The 14674-nt window shown below is 62.9% G+C and carries 12 protein-coding genes; 5 read left to right on the top strand and 7 right to left on the bottom strand.

Annotation, left to right across the window (positions count from 1 at the left end; all coding sequences use genetic code 11):
* Positions 1-595: hypothetical protein (locus NA10_RS08205; RefSeq protein WP_218021475.1), on the top strand; the 595-nt coding region annotated here is incomplete at its 5' end.
* Between the two features lie 38 nt (positions 596-633).
* Entirely contained in the window at positions 634-1134 is a 501-nt protein-coding gene (locus tag NA10_RS08200) for an LmeA family phospholipid-binding protein (protein WP_169812546.1), read from the top strand.
* 44 nt (positions 1135-1178) lie between these two features.
* Here the strand turns inward: NA10_RS08200 and NA10_RS08195 are convergent, their stop codons facing one another.
* From NA10_RS08195 to NA10_RS08185, 3 genes are all read right to left on the bottom strand, one after another.
* Positions 1179-2369 (bottom strand): Fic family protein, encoded by a 1191-nt coding sequence (locus tag NA10_RS08195; RefSeq protein ID WP_067565363.1) that lies wholly within the window; start codon positions 2367-2369, stop codon positions 1179-1181.
* Between the two features lie 243 nt (positions 2370-2612).
* Positions 2613-4571 carry a UvrD-helicase domain-containing protein gene (locus tag NA10_RS08190; protein WP_067565359.1) on the bottom strand — a complete coding sequence of 653 codons (1959 nt, stop codon included), beginning with the start codon at positions 4569-4571 and terminating at the stop codon, positions 2613-2615.
* Positions 4572-4783: 212 nt separating this feature from the next.
* Complete coding sequence (locus tag NA10_RS08185) at positions 4784-5047, bottom strand: hypothetical protein (protein ID WP_067565356.1); 264 nt, start codon at positions 5045-5047, stop codon at positions 4784-4786.
* Positions 5048-5259: 212 nt separating this feature from the next.
* Here NA10_RS08185 and NA10_RS38115 point away from each other — a divergent pair, with 212 nt between their 5' ends.
* Genes NA10_RS38115 through NA10_RS38105 form a run of 3 tightly spaced genes read left to right on the top strand, consistent with a single transcriptional unit; the run spans position 5260 to position 7836 of the window.
* Positions 5260-6081 (top strand): TIGR02679 domain-containing protein, encoded by an 822-nt coding sequence (locus NA10_RS38115; protein ID WP_157556205.1) that lies wholly within the window; start codon positions 5260-5262, stop codon positions 6079-6081.
* The gene (locus NA10_RS38110; RefSeq protein ID WP_218021474.1) at positions 5972-7321 is read left to right on the top strand and encodes a TIGR02680 family protein; all 1350 of its coding nucleotides are present in this window, start codon (positions 5972-5974) and stop codon (positions 7319-7321) included. Before NA10_RS38115 ends, NA10_RS38110 begins: the two co-directional genes overlap by 110 nt.
* A gap of 5 nt (positions 7322-7326) precedes the next feature.
* Positions 7327-7836 (top strand): SbcC/MukB-like Walker B domain-containing protein, encoded by a 510-nt coding sequence (locus NA10_RS38105; protein WP_067565347.1) that lies wholly within the window; start codon positions 7327-7329, stop codon positions 7834-7836.
* A gap of 289 nt (positions 7837-8125) precedes the next feature.
* Here NA10_RS38105 and NA10_RS08165 read toward each other — a convergent pair whose 3' ends face one another.
* The 4 genes from NA10_RS08165 to NA10_RS08150 are packed head-to-tail and all read right to left on the bottom strand — an operon-like array spanning position 8126 to position 14523.
* Positions 8126-10306, bottom strand: a complete 2181-nt coding sequence (locus tag NA10_RS08165) for a DEAD/DEAH box helicase (protein ID WP_067565344.1) — start codon at positions 10304-10306, stop codon at positions 8126-8128.
* Entirely contained in the window at positions 10303-11610 is a 1308-nt protein-coding gene (gene brxD / locus NA10_RS08160) for a BREX system ATP-binding protein BrxD (RefSeq protein ID WP_245677093.1), read from the bottom strand. Before brxD ends, NA10_RS08165 begins: the two co-directional genes overlap by 4 nt.
* A gap of 56 nt (positions 11611-11666) precedes the next feature.
* Positions 11667-12704 (bottom strand): CBS domain-containing protein, encoded by a 1038-nt coding sequence (locus NA10_RS08155; protein WP_067565338.1) that lies wholly within the window; start codon positions 12702-12704, stop codon positions 11667-11669.
* Positions 12705-12708: 4 nt separating this feature from the next.
* Positions 12709-14523, bottom strand: a complete 1815-nt coding sequence (locus tag NA10_RS08150; protein ID WP_067565335.1) for a DUF262 domain-containing protein — start codon at positions 14521-14523, stop codon at positions 12709-12711.
* Positions 14524-14674: the final 151 nt, after the last annotated feature.

Genomic DNA, 14674 nt, shown 5'->3' with positions numbered 1-14674 from the left:
ACCACCAAATCCGTTGCGGCTCCGAATATCAGCCGTGTCTCTCTACCTCTCATACGACGAAGATCCGCACAGTGGCCGATGGACGGTTACCGGTGAAGACGGCCACCGAACAATCACCGTCACCCACGAATCCAAAGAAGTAGCGGCTGCCGAAGTCGAAAAGTCTTTCGGCCGCAAGGCATCTCCGCGGCCACCCGAGCCGCCGCCCGGCTGGCACCGCTTCACCCTGATAGACAGCCTCTTCAATTCCGAGGGCGCGGCCTCCGACGATCCCGCCTACACCGCGATCAAGGCAGCCCCACCCGAGGGCTGTGTCCCCGAACCCCTCACCCACTGCTTCAGCCTCGAATGCACCCGTCCCGGCACGGATCTCCTCGACGCCATCTCCACCACCTGCGCCGAAATCCGCACCCGCCACGGCTTGCTCCTGACCGACCTCGGCGTCGAAAAGGTAGACGAATGGCTCTCTGATGGCAAAGACGCCTGGGGCGCCAGAATTCTGGCCCAACTCCTCCTGATGTCCGTCGAACGAGCCAGCCTCCTCGGCTACACCCCCACCGACCTGACCCGCTTCATCCAACGAGTCACCGAATGACCCGCGGTGCGCGCCAACAACCTTGGCATGATGTGGAGGTGCGCACCCTCCTCGTCACCCTGGTCCTCGTCACCGGCCTAGCCATAGCCGCCGATTTCGGCGCCGCCGCCTACGCCGAGAACGCCGCAGCCGAGGCCATGCGCAACACCGCCAACCTCGGCTCCAACCCGTCGGTAGACATCAAAGGCTTCCCAGTCCTACTCCAGGCAGCCAAAGGCAAATACGACGACCTGGAAATCAAGGCGAATCACGTAGGCACCGAAAAATTCGGCTTCGTAGACGTAGCAGCCACCCTCCACGGCGTAGAACTCCCCCTGACCGACCTGGCCAACCGTGAACTCCACCGAGTCCCCGTAGACCGCTTGGAGGCCACAGCCCGTTTCAACGCCCTCCGCCCCATGGTCCTCCTCGACGTAGCCGGCCTCCTCCCCTTCGGCGTAGTCCCCACCTCAATCCACATGGACGGCACCACCGTCATAGTCACCGGCACCGGCAGAAACGTCGTAGTCGACATCGACCAACTGAAGGGCAAATCCTGACCGGCTGTAGATGATCTCCGCGATTCGTTGGGTCGCACCACCTCTCAAAGGTGTTCGGTCGTCCGTCGTCCGATGGATGCGCTGAGCGCATCCAACTCGGCCAGCACATCGGTTGCGGCCCAGACTCGATCGCGCTTGCTATCCGAGAGAACCTCGAGAATGCCGGCTTCGGTCAGTCGTCCGAGCGCGCGGTAGGTGCTGCCGTCAGTGGTGCCGGTGATGCGTTGTGCGGTATCAGCATTGAGGATCGGAGTCTCCAGCAACGCATCGAGTATCGCCTCGTCCGCCGAGTTAGCCCGCGGCCGTGCGAGATCGCGCCAACGCCGTGGCAGTTCGGCTAGCGCACAAGCCGAATCCTGTGCGGCCTCGCTGGCATGGATCGCCCCCACCGCCAGATACTCGACGAACGCGTCTGCCTGCCCGTCTCGAAAACGATTGAGATGCAAGAAGTATCGACCGGTATCCGCCAGCATCACCGAGGCCAACGGCACGGTCACGCGCCGCGTGAGTCCGCGCCGCCGCAGCACCGCGCTGATGAGAGCACGTCCGATGCGCCCGTTTCCATCGGTGAACGGATGAATCGATTCGAATTGTGCGTGCGCGATCGCCGCCTGCGCCAGTATCGGCAAGTCGTCCCGGTTGACGAAGACGAGTAGATCATTCATCAGTTCGGGCACAGAATCCGGCGGTGGCGGCACATGTGAGGCATCGATCGGCGTGTAATCGCTACCGCCGATCCAGTTCTGGACGTCGCGCAGCCGACCACCATCACGGGCGGTGTAGTAGTCGGTATCCATCAGCAACCGGTGCGCGGTGAGCAGATCATCCAGCGTGACAGCCCCCGACCCCGCCGCATCCACCATCGCGATGAGCGCTTTGACCGCGGCCAACTGAGACCTCGCCTCCTCGCTGGCCTTCCCCCCGGCAATAGCCTTACCGAACGCCCGCCACCCCGCATCGATGTGTTCGATCTTGGACGAGGCCACGGACTCGCTGCGCAGGAGGAAGTCGGCCAGCGGAACCAGATGTTCCCCGAACCCGGCCTCCAGGCGAGCGATAGCGATCAATGCCGCTTCGTGGATGCGGGCGACAGGTCCGGTCGGGTCATAGTCGAGGTCGCCGATTCGGGGCGGAATCGAAACCATGACCTGCTCGAGCGTGCGATCCGCCCGCGACCCCTGCCGCTGACGTGGTTTCCAAGCGCGCGGTTCGATGCGATGCGGCGGCCAGTCCATGTGCCTCCTTCGAGGAAAGCTCGACTAGGACTGATCATAGCTGAGTATTCGGCTAATAAACTCAGTTAAATGGGTGGGATATTCTACTTTCTAGACCGAAGTGACAGGCATCGGGAGACAGCTGGCTGAATGCGCGATCCGGAGCGGGGTAACCGAGAACCGCTGCTGATCAGCCCTCACAACGGCGCAGTAACCAGCGCCGGACTCCGGCAACTGCCCCTTCATCCAATTCGTTGGCATCGATCAGTCTTCGGTGTATCCGATCCAGATGTAGTCGCGCGCGCGTGTCAGAGCGACCATGCGTTGTCGCGCAGCCAGTTCGGCACGGTCACGCTCTGCGCCGGTGAGCTGTTGCGCCGATGAAGCTGGTGCGTCGGTGAGATGGAATACTGCAAGGAAATCCATACCTTTGGCGCGGTGGACCGTGCCGATTTTGACTGCCTCGGTGTAGGTTCCGTCAAAGCTTTCCAGGGGGCGCGTGGGGATCTGGGCCCGGCGCAGCGCAGAGGAGACCCGGTCCACCTCTCGGTTCGTATTGAGGATGACCGCGATGTCGGCCAAGGCGCGTCCGGATGCTCGGATCGCCTGAACCAGGCGAGATTCGGCTTCCCGCCGCGGGAACGTCTCGGATTTCGCTGTGCCCCCGGGTAATACGACTTCGGTGTCGCGCAGTGTGACGCCCGGTGCGCCGTCGAGGTCGTCGACGGAATTCCCCGCGTCGATGGCTCTCGCGTACTCATGCACCGCGGCCCGATTTCGATAGTTGATCTTCAGCACCGCGCCGCGACCGACGATCGGGATGCCTGCGTCGGACAGCCGCCAGCCACCGGCGTAGACCTGCTGTTGACCGTCCCCGACGAGAACGAGCGGAGCAGTGGGTTCCCCACCCGCGATCTGGTGGACCAGTTTCAGTTCGAGCAGTGTGAAGTCTTGCACCTCGTCGACGACGACCAGTCCGTAGGGGTCGTCGAGTGGTGCGGCTCGCAATTCCTCGAAGGCTTTGGCGATCACATCGATGAAATCACAAACTCCGCGCTCTTTCAGGCGGGCTTGATAGGGCACGAACAGGTCCTTCCAGACGGTCTCTCGGCGTGCGTCATCGAGGCTTATGCCATTGCGCCCGGTGCGATCGATGTCCTGGTACCGCGTGAGTGTGGTGATCCCGCGTCCTTTGATCACGCGCTGTATCTCGTCCTTCCAGTAGCCAGGGTTGGATTCGATGGATTCGAGCTTCATCCGCGCGCGATCTCTCCACGCCTGGCTGAAGGCTGTCTCGGCAGCGCCGTTGTCCAGATTGAACGCGACCCCACGATCTTTGAGGAACCTCATGGTCCACCCATAGAGCCCTACGAATTCGGCCCTATCGCCGGCATGCGGTGCCAGCCGGACGAACCCTGACCGGTGGTAGTCAGGCAGATTTCGCACGAAGCTGGTGAACAGCAGACGACCGGGATTATGTTTGGCAAACCTCGCCATTCGATGCAGGGCCACAACGGTTTTCCCGGTTCCAGCGGGCCCGCTGAAGCGAGCTGGACCGTTGTAGTTACGGATCACCAGTTCCATCTGGTTCGGGTCGAGAAAGATCATCCACTCCTCGAATGGGCGATCCAGCGCTTTGGCGCGAAGATCCTCGCGCAAGTCCGTAGCAGCGAACAAGCCCTCGGATACCTGGGCAGCCGGACCCTGTGGGGCATCATCGGTGGACAGCAACTCGTATCGAGAACTGCGCTCAGCAACCGTGTACGCGATCTCCCTGGCTCGTTGCTTGGTCAGCCGCGCTTCTCCACTGAAGAGCTCGCCGGGCAGACTGTTCAGATCCACTGCGGTGAACGAGGTTTCCGCCTTGGCGGCGACGGCCCTGGTCATGAGCAGCAACATGTCGATCATGTGTGGCACATACTGTCCGCGTCCCGCGCCGAGATTCGAGAATGTCTCCTCGGCGCGGTTGCGAATACGCCGCAATTCGGATGTCTCCGGGACGGTGTCGGTGAACACGAGCGCGAACACACCCGAGGGTCCCACCGCGAAGGCGTTCGCGCGTCCCGCTCGCCCGAGCCCGCCCTGCCGATCGATCAGCACCTGCCAACCGGTGCGCATCAGTGGAACCGACAGGAAACGCCTCTGCGCCGCATCCAGAAACGGCAGCTCCCTCAACACCTGTTCAACCCATTGCCGACGCTGCTCAAACCGCATGTCCACCATCGGAATCCCCTTTTCCGGCGCTCTGATCAGATGACCGCAGGGACGACATCGGCGGTGCGGCAGTTCGGGTCAGATTCGAGTCACTATGGCTAGCAACGTATTACATGGAGTCGACATCGGATCGGGAACGGAACTGAATGACACACTCGGTCACATGGGTTGGCACAGAATAGGTTTCGCGTGGGGCTGCGATCGCAACCTACGGTGGTGAGCTAAACGGCCGTGCCGCGGTTGGTAGCGGCCGGGATGATGAGCAGCGAGTCCATCTCCCGCCGGCGGCACTTCTCGGCGAAATCGACTGCACTGCTGGGGTTCTGCATGTATCGATCGAACGTAGGCTGATCGATCTCGTAGTACTCCTCGTAGTCGACCACTCCACTGCTGGCCGGAATAGACAGGTAGTGCTTACCGGTCTCCTCTTCGATACCCGGAGAGAACCGGTATTCGCGTGAGAAGTATTGATCGTTGAATTTCATTTCACTCCACCCGCGATAGTTGATACCTGATTCCCTTGGACAGATCGGTCGGTCTTAACCAAGCTCGAATATCCGTTCCGAATCTGATCGAAATTCCGATTGGTGACGGTCAGAGGTGAATTCCCTGTTCGAGTTGAGGATTACGAAATCACGTCATCCGGTCCGCGATCGGCTCCTATCGAGTGTCCGGAACCGCCCGGTAGTCTCGGCCGATGCCGGATCCCGCCATCCATCGCCTTTCGCCTGGGCTCGCGCCGCTCTGGCGTGAAGTGCATCGTCGCCTGTCGTCGGGGCAGACGGTGCGGCGAGTTACGGTGGGCCCGCTCACCGAACATGAGCGCACCGCCATCGCCGACTTCTTCGGGTGGGCGCGGCTGCCTATGGAATTCGCCACGGTGGAGATGGACAGCTTCGAACAAGTTGTCGCCACGGCAACCGGTTCGACGGTGCGGTCAATCGTCGAGCAGATCGTGGGTCCGATCGGTGACCGTTCGGCCGAGCGCCGCCAGGCGGCGGCCGAGCGAAAGCAGTTGTGGGACTGGCTGACCGGGCATGAGGTGGTGGCCGCACAGCCCGCCCTGCTGGGATGGGCAACGGCGATGCGCCGGTCCGGGCCATTGCACGGTTCGGTCCCGGAGACCCGTGCCGAGCTGGAACGCGCATTGCATGTAGTCGCTCAATTGCCCAGCGCTGGAATACCTGTGCCCGTTTTCGCGGACTCCGTTCTCGGCGACCCGCACGCGCTCGACGAGGGCGTTCGCCTGCACGGCATGGTGGTCAAAGCCCTTGCCGCTGTGTTCGGTATCGACGTGCCCGTGGATTCGGTGCAGTTGCGGCGACTGTGGGAGCGGGCCGGTCTCGCCGGCGACGAACTGTCATCTACGGTGCTCGTGGCCGGGCCGCGCGGCACGGGGACATCGGTTGTTGATCGAATCCTCTCAGCGTGCGCGAACCCCGGTCGGCGTCGCGTCCGCCGCGCCGGTTGCGGCGATCGGTGCGGACGGCAGCTGGCGGGTGGGTGTGCTGACCGGTAGCTGGAACAAGGACCATGCCGCATACATCGGTGCTTCGTCCCGGCGGCGGGCGCGAGAACGCCGCATCCGTGAACTGAGCGAGGGGATCGCCGAGTGCGACGAAACACTGACCGTTCTGGCCAATGACAGGCGGTCACTGATCGGGCGCCGTGATGTGATTCGCGCGGAAGTGGCTTCCCGACGCGACTACACCGAGTTCGCCGCCGCTCAGTTGCGGCTCACGCGAGCCGAATCCGACTTGGCCGCGGCGGATTCGGTCGTCCGAGCCCGGCTCGGTGAGGTCGAGACGAAGGCGGCCGCCGTGAAGTCCGCGCTGCTGGAACTGACCCGGCTTGCCGCGGAGACGGGCCTGCCCGCCGAACCGGAGGCGTTGACGCGGGTCGGCACGGCCCTGGATGGTTTCGGAGACCATGCCGAAACCTGGCTGGACGCGCATAGGGAATGGATCTCCGCCCGCGACAACGCCGCTCACCTCGCTGAAAAAGCTGATAGCTCAACGAAATTGGCGCGGGAGCGACAGTCGGAAGCCTCGGCGTCCGAGGCCGAACACCGGCAATTGGCGGCGAAACTCGCCACGGTCGAAGCCGTCATCGGACTCGATTACCTGGACGTGCTCGACCAAATACGTAGCATCCGAGCACGACTCGGCGCAATCGCCGACGAGTTGCGCTCACGTCGTCTCGAAGTCAGCGGTTTCACCGGTGAGCTCGGCAGGCTGGACACCAAACGCGATACGGACGCCCGGGCGCATGAGGCCGCTTCCGCCGAGCGCGACGCCATCGCACAGCACTTCCGCCATGTGGCGGTGGGAGTCTTCCCGGTAGACGGGGACCTTCCCGACCTGGACGGATTCCGCACCGTGCTGGCCAGCTCCGAAGGCGTCCGCGCCGCACTGGACGCCGCCCGTCTGGTAGCGGCAGCCTGGCCGACCATCCCCTATTCCGCGGCCAACCTCGGCGAAGCCCTGCGCCGACTGAACGATTCCATCCACGAGTCCCGCACCGCCCTCAGCGCCCGCGCCGACCTGGATCTCGAAACCGATGACGATATCCAGATTTTCACCGCCGTCATCGATGGTGTCCGTGTCGGTGCGGCCGAACTGCTGCACATTCTGCGTACCGATGCCCAGGAGGCCGAACACGAAATCACCGACCGCGAACGCGCTCTCTTCGACAAAACCCTCACCGGCGACACCCGCCGCCACCTCGCCGCTCGTATCCGCCAAGCCACGAGCTCGTAGACGGAATGAACGCACGCCTGGAACGCGTCCGCACCGCTTCCCGCGTCTCCGTCCGCCTGGTCTGGCAGATCGCCGACAATCTCCCACCCGGCACCAAGTCTGCCCGCGACCTCCTCCTCAAGGATCCCATCCGCCTCACCGAGGCCGATCACGAAGCGCTGCACCGCTTCCTGCGCGACCGCATCGAGGAAGCCAAGGCCGACGGCACCGCCACCAGCTGGGAACAACAACTGGCCCAGGTCTTCGACTACACCGCCTGGCACCAATTCGTCGTCAAGGTCGATCGCGGCAGGGGCGAGGGCTACCAGAAACTGACCAAGAAACTGCACGGTGCTCTCTCCGGCGGCGAAAAGGCCATAGCCCTGCACCTTCCACTCTTCGCCGCCGTAGCCGCCCACTACCAAACCGCACCCCAAGCGCCCCGGTTGATCCTGCTGGATGAGGTCTTCGTCGCGTCGACACCACCAACCGCGGCCAAATCTTCGCTCTCCTTTCGGATCTCGATCTGGACTTGATGCTCACCTCGGACCATGAGTGGTGCACGTATGCCGAATTGGGAGGGATCGGGATTCATCAGATCATCACCGGCGACGGAGACGACGCGGTGACAACGGCACGGTTCACCTGGGACGGACAGCAACTACTGGAGGCATGAACGCGATAGCATCGACTGCCGTGCCGGTATCGAAGGGCCGCAAGCCCAAGAAGAAGGGCCGCAGGAAGCCGACCCATGCCCCGGGCGGTACGTGAGCTGGCCCGCTCTCATGCGAGTCGCAGTCGCGGTGGTGTGCCCCAGCTTCGAGTTCAGCCCCGGAATTGCCGTTTTTCGTGCAGGGTGACCCTGGCACCCTCTAGGTCCGCGAGTCGCGCCGAGACAGTGGCGGCAGCCAGCCGCTCGGGTAGGAGGGCCGAGAACTTCAAACCGTTGACCGCGCGCGGATCGACGGACGGCAGTGTGAGAGCTGCTTCGCCGTCGGTGAATTCTGCTGTGGCAAAGAGCATCTCGGATGTGAGGTCGGGGCGTAGCCGGACGTAGAAGTCGGTGGGCCGTTGGTCGGCTTCGGAGATTCCCGTCAGGGTGGCGGCGAGGGTGGCGTTGGCGCGGAACCCCGCCCATGTCCACCAACGTGTTCCGGTGTCGGAGCGATCGATCACCGTGGCGTTGGTGATGACGGTGGCCGATCGTGTGGTTCGCTGTTCGGTCAGCGTATTGAGGGCTCGCCGCGTCAGGCCGACCGGAGGGTCCGCACCGAGAAGTACATCGCGCATAGCTCGCGTGAGTGCGAATGACAATCCGCGCAAGCCAGGTGTCGACCATTTGGCGACGCCGCCATGATCGGCTGGTTCTACAAAGGCTCGCCTGCGTTTCCAGTCGATATAGGTGACGCGCCAACTGCGTCCGGCGAGGAGCAGTAGGCGTGGCCCGGGCTTGTCATCGGTCAGGACGGCGGCATCGGTCTGTCCGATCTCATGGCGCCCAGCGAGGACCGTGAATTGCGGTGGGGCGGTAAACGATGCCGTCAAGTCCAGGAAATTCCTTCTGCCGAACCGTTTTTCGGCTTCCGGGCCGATGAACAGCAGCCCCTGGTCCTGATCGAGGTGGCCGGTGTCGATCAGATGGCGCAGGATCGGCTCGGCTGAGCGGTCGAAGGGCGGGAGGCCATTCCATTCCTGTGGCCAGGTGCGATCGCCGAGGGTGCCGTGCTGCAGGGTGACCGCGAGCAGTTGCTGCCCGATCAGATGTCGGGGTTCCGGCGGTGCCATGACAGGCTCGACCCAGCCGCGTGCCCATAGCAATAGCAGACCCGCTGCCTGAAGTAATGCCTCTTCGCTGGTGGCCAGGAACAGGCAGTTGCGTATGGTGCCGGTGCGGCGGCCGGTCCGGCCGATGCGCTGCAGGAAGGACGCCACGGTGGTGGGTGCGTCGATCTGGATCACACGATCCAGATCGCCGACATCGATGCCGAGTTCCAGCGTCGAGGTTGAGACGATGACGCAGTCGCGCGCCTCCGCGAATGCTTGTTCGGCGCGGGCGCGTTCCCCCGCGGAGAGCGAGGCGTGGGAGAGGAAGACTGTGACCTCACGCGCGCGCAGCGCGGCGCCCAACTGCTCCACCTGTCGGCGGGAATCGCAGAACACGAGCCGTTTCTCACCAAGGTGCAGAGTCGCGATGACTTTGGCGGCGTTCTCCAGGGAACCGACGTAGTCCAGTTCCACATCTCCGGGCGGTGTTCGGGATGTTGGGGTGTTGCCCTGCGTCACAATGGAATTCGATGGCAAGGCACTTTCGATCGCGATCGGAAGGTCCGGCGCCACTACGATGCCCGTCCGAGTATCCGCGCCGGAGCCCTGCAGCCAGGTCAGCAGTTGACGCGGATTGCCCACGGTCGCGGACAGACCCACGCGCTGGATCGGTCGCCCGGTGACTCGCTGCAATCGTTCCAGCACCGCCAGTAGGTGCCAGCCGCGGTCGTCCCCGGCGAAGGCGTGTACTTCGTCCACGACGATCGCCCGCACGTTTCCGAGTAGTTGTCCGTGGTCGGTCTTCACTCCGATCAACATCGCTTCCAGCGATTCCGGGGTGGTGAGCAGGATGTCCGGGGGATCGCGCCGGATCTGATTGCGCTGTGCATCGCTGACATCGCCATGCCAGAGCGCGGCGCGGCGGCCGAGCCACTGCGCGTAACCGTCCACCCGGGTGACCAGGTTGTTCAGCAGCGCTTTGAGCGGGCAGAGATACAGCACGGACACCCCGCGCCAGTCGTTCCCTGCCATTGCGCTCAGCAATGGGAAGCATGCTGCTTCGGTTTTCCCGCCTGCGGTCGGGGCGAGCAGGATCGCGTCGTCTCCGTGCAGGAGTGGCACGATAGCCGCCTTCTGCAAGGGCCGCAGGTCCGGCCAGCCGAGGGTGTTCACAATGTGATGCACTACAACCCGATCGAGTAGATCGATCGGATTCGTCTCTGCCGCAACCTGATCGGTCACAGATCGAGGTCGATGTCGTCGGGGCTGACGAGATTGCGCTCGGTGTCGGTGAGTTCGGTGCTGGTCACTGTGAGCCGATAGTGCTGTCGCGGATCGAAATCGGGGAACTGATCGATCCGGTCGAGCACATCGCTGACGAGCTTTTTCAAGAAAAGACGAGGAGCGACGCCGACCTTGCCACCGAGCGACCCTGATACCGCGCGTGCGAGCTCGGCCACGTAGGCATCGTCCGCCACCGAGGTGATGCGATCGCTGTTCTCCGTGCCGGTGGCGTAGAGGTCGCGAATCGTGATGCCCAGGCTGATCAGCGACTCGAGAGTGAACCCGGGCAGTCGCAGTTGCACCGCGCGCGGATTGTCGAACCGGGGATCGGTCGTGAAATCGGTGGCGAGTCGTTGCGCCAGCGGAGCGAGGCGCTGCACGCCCTGCTGACCGTCATAGAAGGCTGGGGTGCCGGTAATCAGCAGATACACACCCGGGAATCGTCCGGAGTGCACCTCGTCGATGAGCTGGCGCAGCGCGTTGAGTGCCTTGTCCCGGGCATCGGACCGTACCCGCTGCAGTGTCTCGACCTCATCGAGGACCACGAGCAGTCCGCGATGTCCGCTGTCTCGCAATACGGTCAGCAGTCCCTGAAGGAAGCCGAGCGCTCCGAAATGATCGAGGTCGCCGCGTACGCCGGCCGCGCGGCGGGCCGAGGCCGCCACGTTCGGCTGACCGCCGAGCCACGCCAATACGGCTGCGGCGGTGGCCTCATCGTCGGCCAGTATCGCGTTTCGATATCCGCGTAGCGCGGTTGCGAAAGCCGGTGCGTGCCTGGATACTTCGGTCAGTCGTGCGGTCATGAGCGCATCCACGGCTGCGGGCAGTATCTCCTCGGACGCGCCGGCGGCCAACGCGTCCTCCTCGAGTGCGTAGAACCACGCGTCCACGACAGGTCGCAGCGCACTCGGCGGAAAGCTGGTGGTGGTGAGCCGTTCGGTGAGCCGCCGATAGACCGTCTCCAGCTTGTGCAGTGGTGTCTCGGTTTCCGAGATCTGGATTTCGGCCACGGCGAAGTTACGGCGCTTGGCGTGCTCCCCGAGCCAGCGTGCGAAGAACGTCTTTCCTGACCCGTACTCACCGCGGACGGCTTTGAAGACCGCGCCCCCTGCCGCCACGGCGTCGAGCTCGGCCTCGACCGCGGCTTCGAACCTGTCGAGGCCGGTGGCGAGCAGATCCAGGCCGCTGTCGGGCACTGCGCCTCGTCGAAGTGCGTCGATCACCGCACGCCGCCGGACCGCGCTGACAGGGATGGGCTGCACGCTGCTCACGGTGTTGAGTCTTTCATGTCATCCGGCGATGGTGGTTCACCGGCCGTTCACGCCAGCTGTTCGAGCAGAGCCTTGAACTGCCGGAGTTCGGTCAGCTCCGCCTCGGTGGGCGGTTTGCCGTCGAAGTGCGCTATGGAGTTGCGGATATTCTTCACCTCGCGGAGTCGCTGCACGAAATCAACGCGATTGATTGTCTTCCAGTTCAATGCTTTCCAGTTGGCGTCGGCTGTCGCGGCCTGCGTGGCGTTTTTATGATCGTGCTGGATCAGACTGATAGTGGCGCCGAACATCAAGTTCTGGACCTTGCCGGATCCGTCCTTCTCTTTGGCTGCCTTGATGGCGTCGGCCGTGATGGGGCTGAGGCAATGGCGGAGCAGGATCTCGATCTCGCCGACGAGGAAGAAGGGCAACGCGATCGTATGGAAGTGTTCGGTGACATCGGCGGTAGTGACGATGCCGGTCAGCCTGCCGAGATTGTCACGCACCAGGACGTAGCCGTAGTGGCAGATCTCTGAAAGCCGTTGGAAAAGGTCGGAATTGGCATCCGCGACGGGTGGCTTCGGGTCGATGGCGTTCGTAAGGTTCTGCTCCAGGTGTGGCTTGTTCTGCAACAGAGCGAGCGAGTCCCAGGTGATGGTTCCTTTCAGCTCGGATGGGCCGTTCGGCTCGGACGGGCCGTCAATTACCGGTACCTGGGAGAAGTTGTTGGTACGCATGCAGGTCAGTGCGTGGGACAACTCGTCAGTGGAGGAGACGGACGTCAGTGGGACGGCCAGTTGGCCTACGGTGAACTTCTGCTGAGGTGGTGCGCTCAGATCGAAGCCATCCGCCGAGTCGAACTCTTCGGCCGGTTCAGCGTCGGTTCGGTCGGACGCGTCCACTGACTTGATGCGTATAGGCGTCTTTCTTCCACAGTCTGTGAACGGCGGGTCGGTGATGAGCCCCGCAGCCTCCAGCGCGGCCGATATGACCGGTACCGACTCGTAGTTCCTCAGTCGAAAACCGAATCGGTCCAGCAGTTCCGGCAGCGTCAACGTGGCGTCTTTCAAGCGCGCGACGTCATCGGGATCGAGGTTCTCGGCCATATCGTCAGCGCTCCGAGATCTCACGAGTCACCGTACTGCGGCCCATGGCTTCCGCTACCAGACCCAGTAACTGCTTGGCCCGATCGGCATAGAACGACTCGAAGTCGTCTCTGCGCAAGGTGGCCGGGTCGATCAGATGTGTGGCCACCACATCGTCGAACCATTCATTGCGACAGCCGGATTCGCTGGCCAGGACAGGCATGTACGCGCTGGGAGCGCCGACGACATTGCGGCTGGCCCGGTTCGACAGCGGAGTCTTGTTGACGATCGAATTCGGGTTGGCCGGTGCCGTGACTTTGCGTCCGGTGAACCACTTCTTGGGAAAGATCTGCCGGATGTCGACGGCCTGATTCAGTAGGGAGGCCTGTGTGAAGGGTGTTTGGTTGTAGTACCAGTCGATAGCGCCTTGCTTGCACAGTAACGCGATGATCCCTTTGTAGGCGGCGCTGACGCGGGTGGCGAGCGTATTGAGTCGTTCGTCCAGGAACAATGCCTCCTCGATCGTATCGGGCGTCGGCGCGTCGGCATCCGTCCATGCGATGAGCTGTTCGACATCTCGTGGAAAGCGGCTATCGGTTGAGCCACCGTACATTTCGCCGAGCACCCCGCACCAATACCAGCGGGTGATCCGCTCCATCATCGCGGCGTCGATAGATTGCACTCCACGTAGAGTAAGGATGGCCCGTACTGCCGCCAGCGGTATGAGTTGGCTGCGATACGGCAGGTCAGCGGGGTGGACGATGTACTGCTGGGCGAGGAACTCACCCACCCAGCCGAATGCCTGCTCCAATACGGGGTAGAGCCGATCGAACTCGGCCAGCGGCAGGTCGAGGAGATCTCGGCGTTTGCAGGAGACACTGGCGGCGGACCGGTTCTGCTTGCGCTCCCAGGTATGTACGAGCGTCACCGCCTGCAAGAACTCGCTGTTCAGCAAACCGTTCGACTCGTCATTGTCGGAACCGCCGAACACGGTGTACTTGTCCGAGAGGTTCTTTCGGATCCGCTCCCACTGCGCGACCAGCTGGTAGTGCTGACCGTGCTCGCTACCGTACTCACGATCGCCGGCGTATTTGGCGGTCAGCAGCTCGAAGACATTGAGTGGAACGCCACCGGTATTGACTCGCTCGAAGACGGAGCAGACAGCATCGGTCGTGGTGGTGGAGGGCAGCTTGATTACAGGGATGTTGTAGGCTTGCACTCGCCCGATGACGGATTTGTTGAATCGCGGCCAGAGGTCCCAATTGGCCTGCCCGAGTTCGACAAACCGCTGTTGCCACTTCGCGATGCGGCCCTCATCGAAAATGATGTGCAACGGGAAGAATCCCGCCGTGCACTCACCATGAGGGTCACTGAGATCGAGTTCCATGCGTCGGCTGAAGCTCTTCTTCAAAATCTTGTCGGCCGGTACCGAGACTATCGCGTCGTCTCGATCAGATTCTGCACCAACAGCTTTGGCGATGTCGACGTAGTACCACAGGGCCAGTTCGGCGCCGCGACTGTCGGTGGTCTGCACAGGCTGATCCACGTGCAGAGCCTGGAAGAGTGAGGTGAGTCGTTGCTGACCGTCCAGGAGCAACTGGTTCGGATCGGTTTCCGCGGCGGCCTCGGCACCCACGAGCCGCCGGGAACTGAACGGCGATCTTCCGCCGGTCTCCAGCGTCATCACCACACCGAGCGGGTAGTTGAGGGTTACGGTGGCGATGAGTTCGCGAATCCGCTGATCATCCCACTTCCACTCGCGCTGGAAGTCCGGAAGTTGGACCACTCCGGTTTGGATCTGCTCCAGTATCTCTTGCAGCGGCACATTGTCGATCGCCAAGGCGGCTCCCCCTACGCGTTGTCATGTCGATGATTCGATAGGCAACAATAAGGCAACTGTTCAAGTAATGCGCGTCAAAAGCGTTGTGTGGCAGAGGATTTCTATGACGAGTTCGATTCGTCTCCGCAGCGCCGAGACTATGGCGCGCCGC

Source organism: Nocardia acidivorans NBRC 108247, assembly GCF_001625085.1.
Lineage (GTDB): Bacteria > Actinomycetota > Actinomycetes > Mycobacteriales > Mycobacteriaceae > Nocardia > Nocardia acidivorans.
This window is presented reverse-complemented; position numbering and strand designations above follow the sequence as displayed.